The organism is Pseudomonas sp. R43(2017), assembly GCF_002112345.1.
Classification (GTDB): domain Bacteria; phylum Pseudomonadota; class Gammaproteobacteria; order Pseudomonadales; family Pseudomonadaceae; genus Aquipseudomonas; species Aquipseudomonas kribbensis.
In genome coordinates this window covers 1-17,592 of the sequence record NZ_NEHJ01000001.1, presented here as the reverse complement: position 1 = coordinate 17,592, position 17,592 = coordinate 1, and the positions used below count along the sequence as shown (strand labels likewise).

Annotated in this window: 20 protein-coding genes; 4 read left to right on the top strand and 16 right to left on the bottom strand. The window is 57.7% G+C overall.

Annotation, left to right across the window (positions count from 1 at the left end):
- Positions 1 to 150: 150 nt before the first annotated feature.
- From gspF to gspG, 7 genes are read right to left on the bottom strand one after another with little or no spacing between them, the layout of a single operon-like run.
- On the bottom strand, positions 151 to 1,362 hold the full coding sequence (gene gspF / locus CAG02_RS00095) for a type II secretion system inner membrane protein GspF (protein ID WP_085710152.1): 1,212 nt from the start codon (positions 1,360 to 1,362) through the stop codon (positions 151 to 153).
- Positions 1,362 to 2,768, bottom strand: a complete 1,407-nt coding sequence (gene gspE, locus CAG02_RS00090; protein WP_085710153.1) for a type II secretion system ATPase GspE — start codon at positions 2,766 to 2,768, stop codon at positions 1,362 to 1,364. Before gspE ends, gspF begins: the two co-directional genes overlap by 1 nt.
- A complete protein-coding gene (gene gspD / locus CAG02_RS00085; RefSeq protein WP_085710154.1) occupies positions 2,765 to 5,137 on the bottom strand; it encodes a type II secretion system secretin GspD in 2,373 nt (790 codons plus the stop codon). The genes gspE and gspD overlap by 4 nt, the downstream gene beginning before the upstream one ends.
- Positions 5,134 to 5,679, bottom strand: a complete 546-nt coding sequence (gspM, locus tag CAG02_RS00080; RefSeq protein WP_085710155.1) for a type II secretion system protein GspM — start codon at positions 5,677 to 5,679, stop codon at positions 5,134 to 5,136. The genes gspD and gspM overlap by 4 nt, the downstream gene beginning before the upstream one ends.
- Positions 5,672 to 6,817, bottom strand: coding sequence for a type II secretion system protein GspL (gene gspL / locus CAG02_RS00075; RefSeq protein WP_085710156.1), 1,146 nt, complete (start codon positions 6,815 to 6,817; stop codon positions 5,672 to 5,674). Before gspL ends, gspM begins: the two co-directional genes overlap by 8 nt.
- Entirely contained in the window at positions 6,814 to 7,767 is a 954-nt protein-coding gene (gene gspK / locus CAG02_RS00070; protein ID WP_085710157.1) for a type II secretion system minor pseudopilin GspK, read from the bottom strand. The genes gspL and gspK overlap by 4 nt, the downstream gene beginning before the upstream one ends.
- An 8-nt stretch (positions 7,768 to 7,775) precedes the next feature.
- Positions 7,776 to 8,234 (bottom strand): type II secretion system major pseudopilin GspG, encoded by a 459-nt coding sequence (gspG, locus tag CAG02_RS00065; protein WP_007959380.1) that lies wholly within the window; start codon positions 8,232 to 8,234, stop codon positions 7,776 to 7,778.
- A 146-nt stretch (positions 8,235 to 8,380) separates the two neighbouring features.
- Here gspG and gspI point away from each other — a divergent pair, with 146 nt between their 5' ends.
- A complete protein-coding gene (gene gspI / locus CAG02_RS00060; RefSeq protein WP_085710158.1) occupies positions 8,381 to 8,761 on the top strand; it encodes a type II secretion system minor pseudopilin GspI in 381 nt (126 codons plus the stop codon).
- Between the two features lie 37 nt (positions 8,762 to 8,798).
- Here gspI and CAG02_RS00055 read toward each other — a convergent pair whose 3' ends face one another.
- The 5 genes from CAG02_RS00055 to CAG02_RS00035 all read right to left on the bottom strand — a co-directional run bounded on the left by CAG02_RS00055 (position 8,799) and on the right by CAG02_RS00035 (position 11,454).
- On the bottom strand, positions 8,799 to 9,179 hold the full coding sequence (locus CAG02_RS00055) for a hypothetical protein (protein ID WP_085710159.1): 381 nt from the start codon (positions 9,177 to 9,179) through the stop codon (positions 8,799 to 8,801).
- A gap of 125 nt (positions 9,180 to 9,304) precedes the next feature.
- Positions 9,305 to 9,694, bottom strand: coding sequence for a hypothetical protein (locus CAG02_RS00050; protein WP_085710160.1), 390 nt, complete (start codon positions 9,692 to 9,694; stop codon positions 9,305 to 9,307).
- Positions 9,695 to 9,748: 54 nt separating this feature from the next.
- On the bottom strand, positions 9,749 to 10,132 hold the full coding sequence (locus CAG02_RS00045; protein WP_085710161.1) for a hypothetical protein: 384 nt from the start codon (positions 10,130 to 10,132) through the stop codon (positions 9,749 to 9,751).
- On the bottom strand, positions 10,129 to 10,959 hold the full coding sequence (locus CAG02_RS00040; protein WP_170931551.1) for a hypothetical protein: 831 nt from the start codon (positions 10,957 to 10,959) through the stop codon (positions 10,129 to 10,131). Before CAG02_RS00040 ends, CAG02_RS00045 begins: the two co-directional genes overlap by 4 nt.
- Positions 10,960 to 10,965: 6 nt before the next feature.
- On the bottom strand, positions 10,966 to 11,454 hold the full coding sequence (locus CAG02_RS00035) for a hypothetical protein (protein ID WP_085710163.1): 489 nt from the start codon (positions 11,452 to 11,454) through the stop codon (positions 10,966 to 10,968).
- Positions 11,455 to 11,671: 217 nt separating this feature from the next.
- Here CAG02_RS00035 and CAG02_RS00030 point away from each other — a divergent pair, with 217 nt between their 5' ends.
- From CAG02_RS00030 to CAG02_RS00020, 3 genes are all read left to right on the top strand, one after another.
- Positions 11,672 to 12,085 (top strand): hypothetical protein, encoded by a 414-nt coding sequence (locus CAG02_RS00030; RefSeq protein WP_085710164.1) that lies wholly within the window; start codon positions 11,672 to 11,674, stop codon positions 12,083 to 12,085.
- A gap of 124 nt (positions 12,086 to 12,209) precedes the next feature.
- Positions 12,210 to 12,551 (top strand): hypothetical protein, encoded by a 342-nt coding sequence (locus CAG02_RS00025; protein ID WP_256576860.1) that lies wholly within the window; start codon positions 12,210 to 12,212, stop codon positions 12,549 to 12,551.
- Between the two features lie 495 nt (positions 12,552 to 13,046).
- Positions 13,047 to 13,409 (top strand): DUF6124 family protein, encoded by a 363-nt coding sequence (locus tag CAG02_RS00020; RefSeq protein ID WP_085710166.1) that lies wholly within the window; start codon positions 13,047 to 13,049, stop codon positions 13,407 to 13,409.
- 674 nt (positions 13,410 to 14,083) lie between these two features.
- On the opposite strand, the gene CAG02_RS00015 is transcribed toward CAG02_RS00020, so the two are convergent.
- The 4 genes from CAG02_RS00015 to CAG02_RS29915 form a co-directional block, all read right to left on the bottom strand.
- Positions 14,084 to 14,470: a DUF6124 family protein gene (locus CAG02_RS00015; RefSeq protein WP_085710167.1), complete on the bottom strand. Its 387-nt coding sequence runs from the start codon at positions 14,468 to 14,470 to the stop codon at positions 14,084 to 14,086.
- Positions 14,471 to 15,383: 913 nt separating this feature from the next.
- Complete coding sequence (locus CAG02_RS29925; protein ID WP_256576861.1) at positions 15,384 to 16,412, bottom strand: hypothetical protein; 1,029 nt, start codon at positions 16,410 to 16,412, stop codon at positions 15,384 to 15,386.
- Positions 16,413 to 16,488: 76 nt separating this feature from the next.
- A complete protein-coding gene (locus CAG02_RS00005; protein WP_139831856.1) occupies positions 16,489 to 17,106 on the bottom strand; it encodes a hypothetical protein in 618 nt (205 codons plus the stop codon).
- Positions 17,107 to 17,409: 303 nt separating this feature from the next.
- Positions 17,410 to 17,592: hypothetical protein (locus tag CAG02_RS29915; protein WP_218190634.1), on the bottom strand; the 183-nt coding region annotated here is incomplete at its 5' end.

The following is a 17,592-nucleotide window of genomic DNA, read 5'->3' as shown; positions in this document are numbered from 1 at the left end:
TTTACTGCTATGACTGGCCCCTTCGCGAGCAAGCTCGCTCCCACAATGGACAGTGGTGATATAGATTTTGTGCACGCCCGAGAAACCTGTGGGAGCGAGCTTGCTCGCGAAGGGGCCGGAACAGACAACATCAAACCAACTAACACACCCCTACTGCACCAGCTGATTGATCTCGATGATCGGCAGCAGCACCGCCATCACGATCACCAGTACAACCCCGCCCATCACCACAATCATCAGCGGCTCCAGCAACGCAGTCATGCCCATCGCCCGGCGCTCGATATCACGAGACAGGGTTTGTGCGGCGCGTTCAAGCATCGGCGGCAGCGCGCCGGTTTTCTCGCCGCTGGCAATCAGGTGAATCAGCACCGGCGGGAACACGTTCTCCACTTTCAGCGCGGCCGCCAGGTTGACGCCCTCACGCACCTTGGCGGTGGCCTCATTGACGCTCAGGCTCAAGCGATCATTGGACAAGGTCTGCCGCGCCGCCTCCAGTGCCCGCAACAACGGCACCCCGGCACCACCGAGAATCGCCAGCGTCGAGGCGAATCGCGCGGTGTTCAGCCCCAGCACAAACCGCCCGATCAGCGGCAGCTTCAGCACCCGATGATGCCAACTCAATCGCGCCGCCGGATTGCGCAGATACAGGCGCCAGCTCCAGAACGCACCGGCCATGACGCCTGCGCACAACCAGCCCCACGCCCGAATGAAATCACTGGCATTGAGCATCGCCAGCGTCAGCCCCGGCAGATCCTGCCGCGCCTGGGAAAACGCGCTGACCACCTGCGGCACCACGTAGCTGAGCAGGAAAATCACGATGCCGATCGACACCAATCCGACCACGCCCGGATAGATGAACGCGGTGAGAATCTTGCCGCGCAGGTTGTTGCGCTCCTCGATGTAATCCGCCAGCCGTTCCATCACCTGCGCCAGATCACCGGACTCTTCACCCGCCGCGATCAGCGCCCGGTAAATCTCCGGGAAATCCCGTGGCCGCGCTGCCAGCGCTTCAGCCAGGCGCATGCCGCTGCGTACGTCGGCACGAACGGCGCTGAGGGTGTGGGCGATGTGTTTTTTCTCGGCCTGCTCGACCGTGGCGCTCAGTGCAGCTTCCAGCGGCAGACTGGCGCCGAGCAGGCTCGACAGCTGCCGGGTGGCCCAGGCCAGATCGTTGTCCGACAGCTTGGCACTGAACAATCCACCGCCGCCGTGCTGGGAGACGTTGCTCTCCTTCTCCACCGACAACGCCGTCAAGCCGCGACCGCGCAACACGCCAAACGCAGCGCTCTGACTGTCCGCCTCCAGATGCCCGGATTCGATCTTGCCGCTGGCATCGGCGGCCTCAAAACGATAGCGATTCATCAGGCGTCCCGTGTCACACGAAGGATTTCTTCAGGGGCCGTGGCACCGCTGCGAATCCAGCGCTCGCCGTCCTCGCGCAGGCTGAACATCCCGGCCTTGCTCGCCGCCGCGCGCAACGCCTGCTCCCCTGCCCCTTGGTGAATCAGGGTGCGAATGTCGTCATCGATGCAGAACAATTCGTGAATGCCGGTTCGGCCGCTGTAACCGGTGTGATTGCACGCCACACAACCGACCGGGCGCCAGGTGCCGGGCGTGGCCGGGTCTTCCTGTTTGCACTGATTGCACAGGCGCCGCACCAAACGCTGGGCCAACACGCCGAGCATCGACGAGGCCAGCAGAAACGGCTCGACGCCCATGTCGACCAAGCGGTTGACTGCCGACACCGCATCGTTGGTGTGCAAGGTCGCCAACACCAGGTGACCGGTCAACGAAGCCTGCACTGCGATCTGCGCGGTTTCGAGGTCGCGGATTTCGCCGATCATGATGATGTCCGGGTCCTGCCGCAAAATGGCGCGTAGCGCGAGGGCAAAGGTCATGTCGATCTTGGCGTTGACCTGAATCTGGCTGATGCCCGGCAAGTCGTACTCCACCGGGTCTTCCACGGTGAGGATGTTGCTGGTGCTCGCATCGAGTCGAGCCAGCGCCGCATAAAGACTGGTGGTCTTGCCGCTACCGGTCGGGCCGGTGACCAGCACGATGCCGTGGGGCTGGCGGATCAGATGATCGAGTTTCGCCAGCACCTGCGCGTCCATGCCCAGGGTTTCCAGATGCAGGCGTCCGGCCTGCTTGTCCAGCAAACGCATCACCACCCGCTCGCCATGACCGGTGGGCACGGTGGAGACGCGAATGTCGATGGGCCGCCCGGCCACGCGTAACGCAATGCGGCCATCCTGCGGCAGGCGTTTTTCCGCGATATCGAGCTGCGCCATGATCTTGATCCGCGACACCAGCGCACCGTGCAACGCCTTGCGTGGCGAGACCACGTCGCGCAGGGTGCCGTCGACCCGGTAGCGCACCACCGAATGGGTTTCGAACGGTTCGATGTGAATGTCGCTGGCCTCGTCCCGCGCCGCTTGGGTGAGCAAGGCGTTGATCATGCGGATCACCGGCGCGCCGTCCTGGGTGTCGAGCAGATCGGTGATTTCCGGCATGTCCTGCATCAGGCGGTCGAGGTCGACTTCGTTTTCCGCCGCGCCGACCACCGCCGCCGCGCTGCCGGTGTCGGCGTAGGCCGTGGCGAGCAAGCCATCGAGTTCGTCATCGCGCACCCGCTCAAGCCTGGCTGCGCCGAACTGCCGCCGTACCTCGCTGATCGACCAGCCTGGCGTCGACGGACACACCGTCAGCACGCCGTCGCGCAGCAGAATCCGCTGCGCCTTGGCCCAGGCGTAAGGCAAGCTGCTCATAACCGCGGGCCTGCTTCAATCGGCACAGCCTTGATGACCGCGCGAGGCCCGGAAGTCGGAACGGCTGCCGGCACCCCCTGCGCAGCGGTCGGCAATTGCGGCGCCTGCATGTCCGGCATCGCCCAGCTGCGTTCCGGTTGCAGACCACCCTGAGCGCGGCGCATGAAGTCGTAGCGGTTGAGGGTGATGCTGCGCCCCGCCGCGCTGTCGCGAATGATGTACGGGCGCAGGAACACCATCAGGTTGGTCTTGGTGATCGAGCGGCGCTCGTTGCGAAACAGCGCGCCCAGCCCCGGAATGCTAGACAGCCATGGCACCGCGTCATTGCTCTGGCTGTAGCCGTCCTGCAGCAGACCGCCGAGCACCATGATCTGCCCGTCGTCGAGCAGGATGCTGGTGTCGATCGCACGTTTGCTGGTGACGATCCCCGCCGAAGTCGAAGCCGCTGAAGCGCGCTCGTCGATGCTGCTGACTTCCTGATAGATGTCGAGCTTCACCGTGCCGCCCTCGGAAATCTGCGGTCGCACGTTGAGCTTCAAACCGACCTCTTCACGGGTCACGGTCTGGAACGGGTTGTTGCTGGTGCCCCCGCCGCCGGTGACGTAACTGCCGCTGACAAACGGGATGGTCTGGCCGACAAAAATGCTCGCCGCTTCGTTGTCCAGGGTCAGCAGGTTCGGCGTCGACAGCACGTTGGTGCCGCCCTTGCTCTTCAGCGCCCGGGCCAGCACTTTCAGGTCGAGAATCTTGCCGATGCCGGGGATGTCGACGGTGCCGTTGACGTAGCCGAGGTTCAAGCCTTTGGGCAGCACGTCGACACTGGTCTTGCCGTTGACGTTGATCCCCGAGCCGCCAAGGTTGGCGCCGCCGATCACGCCGTTGCCGGCCAGATTGCCGGTCTGCCATTGCACGCCGAACTCGCTGGCATCGTCCTCGCCGACTTCGACGATCAGGCTTTCGATCACCACTTGCGCGCGGCGCTGGTCGAGCAGGTCGATGACTTCGCGCAGGTTGCGGTACAGCGGTTCCGGCGCGGAAATCAGCAAGGTATTGGTGGTCGCGTCCGCCTGAATGGTCACACCGCCAGCGCTGAAGGCCACGTTCTGCTCACTGCTTTGCCCGTTGCTGCTGCCACTGCTATTGCTGCTGCCCTGGGCGTAGCTGCCGCCGGTGCTGCCGCTGTTGGTGGTCGAGGTGCTGCCGTTAGTTTGCGTACCGCTCTGGCCGTTCTGCCCACCGTTCGAATTAGTGGAACTGCCCATGGCGCTGAGCACCGAACGCGCACTGTCGCTGGTGCCGCTGTCGCTCTCGCCGGTCAACAAACCGCGCAGCGCTTGCGCCAGTTTGCCGGCCTGAGCATTGCGCAGATACACCACGTGCAAGTTGCTCGGGTTGCTCTGGGCGTTGTCGAGTTTGTAGATCAGGTTGCGCGCCAGCTCCGTGCGCTCGGGGCTGCCGGCGCGGATGATGATGGTGTTGGAACGCGGGTCGCCGATCACTGCGATTTTCTGGGTTGGATCATTGCCCGGCGCGTCGAGCAGGTCGGCGACCATCGGCGCGATGTCGGCGGCGATGCCGTTCTGGATCTGCACAACGTCGGTGTCGATGGCGCTAGGGGTGTCGATGCCCTGAATCAGTTGCGCGACCCGCGTGAGGTTTTCGGCGTAGTCGGTGACGACGATGGTGTTGTTGCCCGGGTAGGCGTTGATCGGGTTGTTCGGCGACACGATCGGGCGCAGCACCGGGATCAGGTTCACCGCGTTCTCGTATTGCAGGCGGAACGTGCGGGTGAGCATGCCGTTGCCGGCCGGTTTGTCGGCGCTGTAGATCGGCCCGCCGAGCAACTTGGCGTCGGCCTCCGGCACCACCTGCGCCACGCCGCCCACATCCACCACGCTGAAACCCTGCATGCGCAGCGCCGCCAGCAACATGTCGTAGGCCTGATGCGCCGGTACCTGGCCTTCGGAGACCAGCGTCAGGTTGCCCTTGACCCGAGGATCCACCAGAAACTGCTGACCGGTGGAGCGCGACAACGCCCGCACCACCGCTTGAATATCCGCGTCGACAAAATTCAGCGTCACCGGCTGATCGCCCAAAGGGTTCGCCGGCAATGTCGTGCCCCGGGCCGAACCGCCGCTGCGGGCGCGTTCGGTGATGTTGTGCAATTGCTTCGGCGCAGGTCTGGCCTGAGCCTGCGCACGCTCGCGGTCGAGCACCGCGTCGCCACTGCGCTGGGTGTTGGCCAGCGGCCGGCCGAGTTCGCTGTCCACCAGCAGCGGCGGTTGATTCGGTGGTGTGGTGTTGCTGCACGCGCTCAATGCCATCAACAGCATCGGCAACGCCATGCGTTTGGATCCTGACCCCTTCATGAAGCTTCCTTAGCGCCCAGCGCCTGATCCATGCGTACGGTGCCCGACAGAGTGCCGGCCGTGTCATCGGTCGCGGCGTCGTCTGCGCGTTGCAGACGGGCCTCGACCACTTGCAGTGAAAAATTCCGGGGTTGACTCAGCAGCCAGTCGAGCACGGCGTCGGCCGGTGCCGCGTCAAAGGTCAACTGCCAGCCGGCGGACGCGGCCGCCAATTGGTAATGGCCGCCCAGTCCGCTGGCCTGCAAGGTTTGCTGCAGCGACTGCTCCAGGTTCTGCCCGTCCGGGCGCACGTTGACATCGCGCAACAGCACTTCCAGCGCTTCGGCCTGGGCCCGCAGTTTTGGGGTTTCGACTTGCGACGCGGCGATCTTCTTCAGCGGCGGCTGAATCAACGCCACCCACACAAACAGCCCCAGCAACAGCGCCGCCATGCCGCCCACCATGCGTTTTTCCCGCAGCGCCAACGGCTGCCAACGGGCCTGCAACTGAGCATTGAAGCGCTGCCAACCCGCGCGGTATTTCGCAAGCGAGGGGCTATTCATCTTCGGCTCCGCTGCTGTCGTCGTTGTCGGTGGCGGCGGTTACCTCGCCGGCCGGGCGCAGGACCCAGCCGTCATCATTCGGGCTGATGCTGATGCCGGCCTGGGCCAGCGTGCCTTGCCAATCCTTGTCGTTACCCGAACGCCGGGCCTCGGGTAGCAGGCTCAGTTGCAACGCACCGTCGACAAACTCCAGCCGCTGCACCGTGCCCGCCATGGACGGCATGCCACTGCCGGCCTGCAACACCAGTCGCGTGAAGTCCTGCCCCGGCGCATCCACCGCGCCTTGCTGACGCGCCGCGATTTGCTGACGGGCCTGTTGCAGCGGATTGAGGATCACCGGCAACTCGGGAAACGCCTGCTTCACCCGCTGCGCCATCTGCGCCTTGAGCTGCTGGCCCTGCCCGGCCTCGCGGGCGGCGTACAGGTTCAAACCGATCACCCACACCGCCAGCGCCAGCGCGCAGCAACCGAGCGCCCTGCCCCAACCACGGTGTTCGGTGCCCGGTTGCTGAAGGCCGCCGTGCAGGCCCCAGTTCGGCAACGGGCCGGCATTGCGCTGAGTGTGGGGCAATGTCGATTGCACTGCTTCCGGCGCGCCGTCACCGATCCAGTGCGCCGGCAGACCGGTTTCCAGCAGCCACGCTTCGTCGATCATCGGCTGCACCTGCGCCACATTCGGGCCGTGGCGCAGCAACAGATGATCGTCGTGCAAGCAGCCAACGCCGCCGGCCATCACCGGCAAGCTGTAGGCCGCCGGGTACAGGCCTTTGAGGTTCAAACCGAACTGCCCGAGGTGCTGCAAATCCTTGCGTGCTACCCAGGCAATCTGCACCTGGCCGCTTTCATTGCGAGTGCTATGGGCGATGTGCATCTCGGCGCTGTCACCGAGCATCAAGGCCTGCGCCGCACATTGCACAGCCGCAGCGGTTTTGTTCGCGGGCAGCGGCGGCAAATCGATGCTCGCCAGCAGGCTGTCCGACGGGTGCAGAAAGCACACCAGCGGCTGCTTCGGCAGTGCATCGAGCCGCAAGCGTTCCTGGCGCACGACCTGCCCCTGTCGATCCAGCCACGCACAATCCACTTCACTGTCGAGACTCAGCTCCGCCAGCGGCGGCAAACTCACACGCAACTGGCTCATACGCCCACCCGCGACCAGATCACTTGCGGCAACCGATCCTGACTGCGATGCAACAACGCATCGAGGCTGACCCGCCGCTGATCACGCCGCGCCTGCCCGCGCAACCGAAACCAGTCGCTGGTGATGCCGACCTTGACGCTGGTGATCTCCAATTGCGGCAGGCGCAGACGATTGACGAAATCCCCGCGATTGATAAACCAACGCCCGGCGTCGCGCTCATTGATCAACGCCTGCGCCCGCTCCAGCGACAGCCCCGGCACATAAGCCGCCAACACCGGCGCGGTGGCCGTGTTGCCGTTGAGCCAGGTGGTCGCCGGAATCACCGTCAGGTACGGCGCCAGTTTCGCCAAAACCGCATCGTTGACCCCGTCGACACTGCGCAAATCATCAAGCGTACGCAGCATCGGCAAGGTCGGCGATTGCGGTTTGCGCGACGCGGACGGCGACGTGGCGCGCCCGCTGTCGAAGGTGTTTTTCGCCACAGGCTTGTCCACCACTTGGGCATTCAACAGGTGCGGATAAGAGCCGATCACCCGCTGACTGATGCGCCGGCTCAACCCGCTGTTGACACCAATCAACTCGCACAAGCGCTCGAACGCCTGCACCTGCGCATCATCGATCCGCTCGTTGGCCACCAGATTGCGCAGGTTGAACTTGCCCTGCTCGTCCTCCAGCCGCCCCTCGAAACCCTGGGTGTTCAACACCTGCGCCCATGGCTGATCGAGCCGGGTCAACGGATCGCGCTGCCGCGCATCCCACAACAATTGCCGGCTGATCTCCAGCCCACCGTGCAACACCCAACGGCCCTGCACGCGCAGTTGTTCGGCTTCCAGCGCCCGGGTCGAAACGCTCTGGCGCGTCAGCATGCCGGCAGCAATCACCGCGACCACCGCCGCAATCAGCAGCGCACTGATGATCGCCATCCCCTGCTGGTTCGATTGGCTGTTCATGGCCGGCCTTACAACTGCCAGGAACCGATGTCGGCATTCACACCGTCGCCGTCAGGCTGGCCGTCGGCGCCGAGGGAAAAGATGTCGATCTCGCCGTTGGCACCGGGATTGAGGTACTGATAAGGACGACCCCACGGGTCATTCGGCAGACGCTCCAGGTACGAGCGCCAGTTGGTGTTCTTCGCATCGGCCGGCCGCTCCACCAGCACCTTCAGGCCCTGACTCTGGCTCGGGTAAGTGCCGTGATCGAGGCGATACAGCTTCAGCGCCTGCATCAACCCGCCAATGTCCTGCTTCGCCGCCGTGGCCCGCGCCTGATCCGGCCGGTCGAGCACCTTGGGCACCACCATCGCCGCCAGAATCCCGAGAATCACCACGACCACCATGATCTCGATCAGCGTAAAACCCTGCTGCCCACGGGGCATCCGGCTCGGTCGATTGGGCTGTTTGAATTGCGCGATATCCATCTCGTCATTCCCTGGCTTGATTCGATTCGACGCGCAGTGTTGCAAGAAGATATGTCAGGGATGTTGAAAATCCTCGGGTGTTTTCGTCGTCAAGCCGTCAAGCACGGGCGTTAGCGTCAAGGGCTGCCCGACTGCCCGAGCCCCCGATGCGCACCCCCTCCCCGCAAGCCGGATTCACCCTGATAGAAGTGCTCGTCGCGCTGGCGATCATCGCCGTCGCCATGTCCGCCGCCGTGCGCGTGGCGGGGTTGATGACGCAGAGCAGCGGGGTTTTGCGGGATCGCTCGATTGCGATGATTGCGGCGCAGAGTCGGATGGCGGAACTTCGGTTGGAAGGGCGATTGCCGATGGGGGTTAAGGCGATGGAGTGTGATCAAGGGAGGTTGTTGTTGCGGTGTGAGCAGGTGATTGGGGGGGTGGAGAATGGGCGGTTGTTGAAGGTTGGGGTGCAGGTGTTTGATCGCAGCCAGGAACGGCCTCCTCTGGCTCGATTGGAGACCTTACTCAGCCGCCCCGAAAGCCCCTAGCCTTCGCGAAGCGTTGGACCGTTAAAGACACCTGCTCCTACAAAAAACCTCTGTATTTCCCGTAATACCAAAGCACCGCCGTCCCGCCGCACACAAAATAGCCGACATGAAATGGACGCGTCGCCCAGAACCTGAGTCCTCTGGGAAGGCGTTCAACGGCGTCGATCAGCAACGGTTCCTGCCGTTGGATACTCTTGGAGGTAATCAACCGGCTGACCTCTGTCATTCGAAGAGTTCTCCAGTGAAAACTCCCACCTGAAGAACGCCAGTCCGTGGTCAGGTATAGCCACTCGTCAAAGTGATTTTCCAGCGCTTCGAGTTTTGTATAAACGGCGTAGAAAATCATTGCGCAGTTGATGATGCCCAGCAGGATCAGCGCTCCACAGGCCCAGGCGAATACTGTGCTGGTGATTTCCATTATTCGGAATACTCGTAGATTTTTTGTCCTGAAAACTCACCACAGTCAGTCATCTTTTTTCTGTCTCAACAGCACGCTACCGACTCGCGATAGCCCTCTTATAGAGGACCGCCTCTCAACGGCGCTTACTTGAACAGCCCTAGATATTCCGCCCAACCATACAAGGCCAGAATTCCCAGCAGAGAAAATGCATTCAATCGATATGGAATTTCGATCCACCGCCGCAAATTCAGCGGAAGGCGCCGGACATCTTCGAGAGCCTTCGGATTATCCAGCAACAGACGCGAAGGACGCTTGCGAAGCAAAGCAGTGATCAAATTGAGCCTGTACCTGCGCGCCCAAAAACCGGCACTTCCTTTCTGCGGGCAATTCTGGAGCAGATAACAATTTTCAAGGTGCGACTCGATTTCGGAAAGCTTGAAATACCCGACATAAATCATCACCAGAACGTTGGAAATGATCAGCACCAGTAACCCAATGCCAGTGGCGGCGAACAGAAGTTTGATTTCAGTCATGGGGAGAGACTTCGTAAACCACCTCACCGAAGGATTGTTTTTCTCTTTGCCCCATTACAAAAAACCTCTGTATTTCCCATAAAGCCAAAGCAGCGTCGTCCCGCCGCACACGAAATAGCCGACATGAAACGGACACGTAGCCCAGAACCTGAGTCCTCTGGGGAGGCGTTCAACGGCGTCGATCAGCAACGGGGCCTGCCGTTGGATACTCTTGGAGGTAATCAACCGGCTGACCTCTGTCATTCGAAGAGTTCTCCAGTGAAAACTCCCACCTGAAGAACGCCAGTCCGTGCTCAGGTATAGCCACTCGTCAAAGTGATTTTCCAGCGCTTCGAGTTTTGTATAAACGGCGTAGAAAATCATTGCGCAGTTGATCACTGCGAGCAGGATCAGCACTCCCCAAGCCAAGGCATATACCGTGCTGGTGACTTCTATCATTCGGAGTACTCGTAGATTTTTTGTCCTAAATACGCACCACCTTCAGTCATCTGAGCTCCTGTCTCCACGGACCCTGCCGCACCGACCACAAGCACACACACCAGTTTTCCCATTCCTTTCAACTTCGCACATACCGCCGAACCTACTTTCTCGCCGATATATCCACCAGCGAGAGCTCCAGCGGTACCGCCGACCATTTTCCCTCCCTCAACAAACCTCACTTGCCTGCATTCCGCCTCCCGGTCGGACGCGCAAACCTCGTAGATTTTTGAGCTGGATGCGCCGAGTTGCAGACCTATGCCGAGATAGCCCCCTCCCTTCATGAACTTCGCTGCTCTGGCAACGCCCGCAATGTTGGTTGCATATCCAGGCAGTTGTGCCGGTGCGCCTGCCTTGCCCCATCGGTGAACAATTCGGCGGCTGGACAACCCCAGTGCACGTTTGAGTTTTGGATGATCTGGCAGACCGGTGCCTTTGCGTACCAGCGGCCCAAGGCTGGCATCCAGTTTCGCCATCAGACGTTTGCGTTTGGCAAAGAACTCCGGGGCATGCAGATGGCGATGTTGGGTGTATTGCTGCTGATGCAGTTGCTCCAACTCTTTGAGGGTGTTTTTCAATCCTTCCAGATGATGGCCGATCATGAATGACGCCACGCCCAACGTACCCGCCGACACCTCCAGAAACGGCTCAATGACCTCATGATGTTCAACCATGAACGAAGCCTCTTCATCCGAGAGATCTTTCAACGCCTCGTTCACCTTCTCCGCAGCGGCCATCATCTGTGCTTCTTCGCGCCGGCACATGTAGTTGCGTGAATCGCTGAACAAGACCATTTACCCCGGCTTGACCCGCTCACCGAGATGTCTATTGAGTGAGCGGAATTCGCGACGCAGTGAGTCGCCGGGCCTGACTTCGTACAACTCCCGTTCAAGCGCATCGAGCGTCATGGATTTCTGAACGATGTGGAAACCCGATTCAGCGGGTTGCGGCAAGGTGTAGGCGTGCTCCTCCACCAGATGTTGTGCGGGAGGTGGTTCGGGTTTGGGGTTGAAGGCGTTCCAGGAGGCGCCGCCGCTGTCTGTAGCCGGGCGCGGTTTCACCAGTGCCCACTCACCGTTACGCACAGCATCGATAAGTTTCCGCTCATTCGCGCCTTGCATGCAGTTCGAACGATGCAGGCCCATGGCGTTTAACAGGTCGTCGAATCCGGGCAGCTCGTCCGGGCGATTCAATGCCTGTCGGAAGTCCTCCAAGGCTTGGTAGGAGTCGAGGATCCGGTCGCGCTGGCCATGGAGTTCGCTTTGCGGGATGAGTCTGGTCACGTCTGTGTCCCGTTCTGAAAACGGGAGACTTTGGCGAACGGACTCAGGTTTGAATGCAGGATGGATCGGTGTTCTTTGTAGGGAAAATCCGGATTTTTGGCTTGCGGATTCCGAGCTCGAAACATCAGTGCTTTATGGCGGCTGTTGAGCGCAACTTTTGCCTCAGGCATCCTGCTCGAAGCATAGGTACATGGACGTCAACCGGAGGAAATGTCAGATGAAGGCCCCGATCCTCTTGCTCTTCGCAATGTATTGCACCGCTACAAGCCTTGCGCATGCCGGCGGCTCGCAAGCGACAAACAACAAGCACGGGCCAGCAGGCATCGCCGTCGATGAGACCTTGGTGTCGGCCAGATCCAAGCTAATCAAACAAGGATGGAAGCCAACCCGGATGCACACCCGCGATGGCTATGAGTACAGCGGTGTCGAGCGCGAGCTGGTTGCACGCAATTTCCTGGAACTCGATACCTGCTCTTTTGATAGCTCGCGCTGCATCCTGTTCTATTCAAAGAAAGGCGCCTGCTTGCGCGTTGACACCATGGGTGAGCAGCTCAAAGACATGACGGTTACGCGATGGGCTGATGAATGTCCGGATGCGCCTTCAGAGCCAGATCGCGGAGACGCGGGTTAAGAAACAAAGGGGACTGAATGAAATAATTCAGTCCCCTTTTCCCCATTGCCGTTGAGCTCCTGCGCAACGTGCGAACCGCTGATCGGCGGCGACTTAAAAACTGCAGTTGGAAAACCATCAAAAAATGAAACTAAAACCATTAGCCATCAGCCTTTTAGGTTGCGTCAGTTTATTTACTAGCGCAGCAGACCTTCCTATCAAAGAGGGAATGCCATTTTCAAAAGCCCGAGAAGCTTTGATCAAAAATGGCTGGGAGCCGAACCCGACCTACTCAGGTGAGTTCGGGGTTGAAAGCGTCATCCAAAGAAAAGGCTTCAATGAAATCGAGTCCTGCACGGAAGGCGTCCGCTACTGCAGCTTCAACTACATCAAGAACGGAGATTGTTTAGGCGTAGGAACTGTCGGAGAAGAAGTCAAAGACATGAAGATTTATTCCTGGAACTTCAAATGTCCTGAAAAGGATTGAAGCCAGAAACCTGCTCCCTTTTTGCGGTCGTTCAGGTCAATGAATGAGCCGGCCAACCCGGTCAGTCCCCTCTCCCTCCGGGCGGTCCGACGTATCAGGAGGGCTTGGGTGATAGTAGCTTTTGACCCGCCCGTTTAACCGACTTCTTTAACTCTGTTTAAAGACACTCATCGTTACTTCCTCAAGGCTACAACGCCTTGCGTCATTGCCTACGACTACGCCAGAATCCGCCGGCTTGTGCGTCCAGGGTGCGGGTTTTATCGTTTCCGGGTCACTGAAGAACAGTGATCGGGTTTGGTAGCCCGCACATGAGAGTTGCACAGCATCACCATTCGCGGCGTCGTTTCGTCTCGGCTTTATGGTGGTCATGCACAGGGCACCTTCGGGTGCGCCGGGTTCCTCATGTGCCGGTCTACCAACCTGAGCATGGCCGCCACCTTCGTTTGGTAGCGAAATTGGATGGCCTCCCTTTTTGAAGCATGAGGAGTTACATCTATGATCAAGCCAACACCCAACCCACCAGAAACCGATCCGGTTTCACCCTACAAATTCCCCGACTCCCGAACCTTGAACGAAGCCGCCGAACGCGCCCTCGATCACTACCTCACCCCGCAACAACGCATCATGGGCAGCCACACCACACACGACCCCATGTTCCTGGCCAACCCCGCCTACAACAGCGAATCCCTCCTGGCCAACGCCAGCGAGTCCCTGGATTCCGCCAGCGAAATGCTCAGCAACTTCGCCGCGATTCTGGAACCTGCGCACCGCAAGACTGCGCTGGGGATTGCGCAGGTGGTTATGGTTGCGGGGTTGGCGGTGAATCAGGCGTTGGATCATGTTGAGGTGAAGACGTAAGCGGCTGATCGCTGTAGCTCAACAGATGAAAAGAAAATGGCCGTGTTTGTCAGGTGTAGCTGACGACCTAGGCCATTTTTCTTTTTTCCGGCACGTTTCAACGACATTTTGAGACATCACCCATTTCTGCCATTCACGATCGGCCACTTTTGGCCATTAGCGTCCGTTGCCTCTGCACCGAGCGTCTAGTAAAAGGACTTATCCAATTCCCGATACTGAAGCGAATTTATGATTAATGGCCATGGTCAACGTGTTTGTAATCGATGCGGCGAGCTCATTACGGCTTACTGTCCATCGGTTGAAACGCTAGCGATCATTGGGGTCTTCCACAAGAAGGGTGACCAAGCAGTAGTAGATGAGATAGTCCGTCGAGAAAATATTGATCCGGATATCGTTTGGGAATACTTCCGCCATCGAATGTCACCTCTGTGCGAGCAAAAGCTTGCCCACTGTCCACACTGCGGAGGGCAGTTGAGGACTTGGCGTGCGCGCCAATGCATGCATTGTTTTAGAGACTGGCACTGACGCAAAGCTGTTATCGAGTTGCCGGATGCGCCTTCATAGCCAGATAGCGGCGACGCGGGTTAAGCAACAAAAAGGGGACCGATTGAAATGAATCAGTCCCCTTTTTCACGATTCGACTCGCTCGCGAAGGCGCCAGAATTGATACCAGCTTAATCAGCAGGTGATCCTGAGGTCTGCTTCACCGGCAATTGCAAATTATCCAACGCCCGATTCACCGCCAACTCTCCGAGCATGATCAACTGCGCAATGCCCACCAACGCCCGACGCTGCGAAGCCGGCACCAGACTGGCGATGTTTTGGGCAATGGTTTGGGCCGAAGCGAGTGTTTCACTGGCATCAATCAGCAGTTCTTCGTTTTTGTTGTCCGCAGTCACGGCATACATCCCGCGGGTTCTACGTGGCGGCGGCGTGGAGCCGGGCGGACGGAGGTAATGGTCGAGCGCGCGGTCGGCGGCTTCGTGGAGTTTTCTGGAATCGATGGATTCGTAGGGGGAAACCGAGTCGGTTTCAGGCGGGTTGGGTGTTGGTTTGATCATGGTGAAGCTCCATTTTTATACCTGGTGGAACCACCAACACCTGTCGCTAAACAAGTAAGGGTGGCAGCTGTACGCGGGTTAGCGAACCGAGAGGTATAAGACCCGGCAGACCCGAAGGTCTCCCACGCACAGCCACCATATCGTCATCGCAAATGTCTGCGACAAACGGGAGCGTCGTTGAACTTATACCTGGTCGGGTCGCTAAACCCGGTCGCTGGGTTGCCAGCGACCCATAGACGATAAAGACCAGGTACAAAGCGCACAAGCCGGCGGATTCTGGCGTAGCTGTAGGCAATGGCGCAAGGATATGTAGCCTGAGAGAGTGTCTGGAGATGTCTTTTTAAACGTTGGTGTTTATCGAGGTCTTACTGTGGCACCTTCATGAGGTAGAGAGGCCAGCAAGCTGATTCTCAGTATTTTTTGGAAATAAATCAGTCCCCTTTTAGTCCCATAAGCTCCAACGAGTTGTTTGCAAAGTAAGCACTAGCTATTTTTTGGCCAATATCGTCGCCATCAATAGTAATATATTTAAAATTTTCATCAGCCATATGCTTAGCTCTCGACAACTATACAAATTGATCCATATTACTTTGATTCGTCGAGTCTGGCAATTTTATTCCTGCCAGCCAGCCTCTGGGACCCTAACTTTCACTCTATAAATTTGGCTTCCTCCCGCCACCCAAACATTAGCATCAACGTCATTCTGACTAAGACAATAATGCGCTGAAAGTTGCACCAACTAATTACCACCTTGACTTTTAGCGCACTCTAGTTATACAACCATATAAATATACATTGATAGATGATTAGCCAGGAGTGCAATTCGCCTATCAAAACAAAAAAAGGAAGCTGATTTTTTGCGAAAATAAATCAGCCGCCCTTTTTTGTTTCTTTTCCCGCTACGGGCGCTTTGTTACTCCGCGATATAGGACTCACGCAAAGCCTTTAGCGTCTCCAGATCATCTATCCAGTAACGCGATGTAAGCTCAATTGCCAAATTCCTACCCAATTCGCTCACTTCATCTCGCAGTAGCTTTATCGATTTGAATTTTTCTTCAGAGTCGATAATCTTTCTAATCCCATCCGGCGTCACCAGCGACATTGTCCAGTGTTTATTATCAATTAGCCGAGTAAGCTGCTGCTTTGCCACAGCAACCAAAGCTAGTTCATTGTACCCAGGCACCGAAAGCGGAGCATCATCAAAGTGATAAACGAGTCCAGCTATCTCGTAACTATTCACCAGAATCGCCGAAGGATTGTCACTATCCGCTTTCAAGTTCTTAAGCATGCGAATAATTTTTTTTGCACCACCTCGAGTACTCGCCTCTTTTTGGTTTATTTTATCGATATGAAGGAATGGCCTATTCAAAAAAGTATCACCAGTATTTTTCTGGTAAATCTTCACTTCACGATCTTTCTTCATCTTGCTAGCTTGATATTCAGCAGAGTCATGCCAATGCGAAGGCACCACATCTACGCTTCGCAACAAGCTCCCACCCGACAATGCAATGGCTTTGTCTTTTGTAATGTCAACATCGGCGGCTGGGTAGGCCGCCGTCAAGGCCAACTCAAGCTCACTTCGGAGACTAGCGAGTTGAGCAATACCGCTGGGGCCTACCCAATTTGAGTAATCTGCTGTGTTCGCCCGAGCCCCCTGAAGATCAATAGTCAAGTAACGATCCAGAAGTACCAGTATGTCGATGTCGCTTACACCTCGGATGTGAACATTCAGTGGAACAGAGCCTTGGTACTCAAAACTAACCCCCGTAGAAATGCGGTTCGTGATCTGATTTTTCACCCTCTCACCTTCCGCCACGGAATTTTTTGTGTAGGTCGGATCAACTTCCTGCATGATCCCTAGCGCATACTTTGCCCACTGCCCGCTCGAACGGGTTTCGAACTTCTCTGAAATTGACCTCGAACTCGCAGTAATGCTATCCATTACAACGTTACTGCTACTCCCCCGGCGCCGAGATTTAAGATCTGTCAGCCTCCGATTAACATCCTTACCCATCCTTTTATCTCCTGGTAAATGTCATGATCCCAGCAGTACCACGCCCTTTGGCAGTGAAGTATTCACCTTTGGCGAATTTTAAACCTTTTGAAAATCTCATCTCGCTATATCCTTGATGACCATTGAGATGAGCATTACCCGTCTTCGGTTTGTTCACGTAGCTATACATCAACATCCAGCAGCCATCTGGCTCAGGAATCAATGCAACCGACAAGCTATGAGATACAGAGGCTTTAGTTTCCAGCCTAACCCGGATCTTCTCCCAGGTTTGAGATACGGCCAGATCTGCCTCCCAATCGTGAGCGACAGTCCCGTCATCATTTAATGTTTGGCCGATACACTTCCAGTCCCCAGAGATGTTGGGAACCTGAGCCAGAAAGCTCAACGGGCGCCAGCCATATTTATTGAAGAACCAATAAAGGGCTGTATAAGTCACGCTAGCGGTGAGTGGGATCACAACGAAATACTTGCCCCACTCGGGCACACCCAATTGCACCATGAGATCGGATAGCCCGATCCCAACCGCAGGGAGAAAGGAAACAACAATCGTGGCCAGCATGCCTAGATAGCGACCGACAGTGCTCCTGCGATGGCCTATAACTGAATACTCATGATCTTGCATGCCATCCCTCGCAGTAGCTAGCATCATAGCCCGGCTGACAATGATAGCACTTTGAAATCGAGACATACTCAAAATGTACTGCTGGTTAGGATAAACCCAGAAAGTACCTAGTGCTGTCGGACGGCCTATCAACGGAACCCTTTACCGGGTGAGAATTGAACGCACTCCCCCTCATACTGCCGCCAAAAGCTACTCCCGTCGGATCAATTGAGGAGCGGAAAAAATTTAAAGGGGGCTGACTTATTTTCTAGAAATAAATCAGCCCCCTTTTTTCGCGTCCCACAAAAAATATATCCTTTCATATCAATAATTTACTGATGAAACACTTTCGACCATCGTCTCTATTTCTTTGTCGAAACACATTAATCGCAAAACATGGAAGTAATATCCCAATTGACTGGGAGACGCGACTAAAATCAGCCCGCAACTCAGTGCCGAGTTAGCTTCGGCATTTCCCCCACCTCCCCCAACCTCTCCACCTCCAAC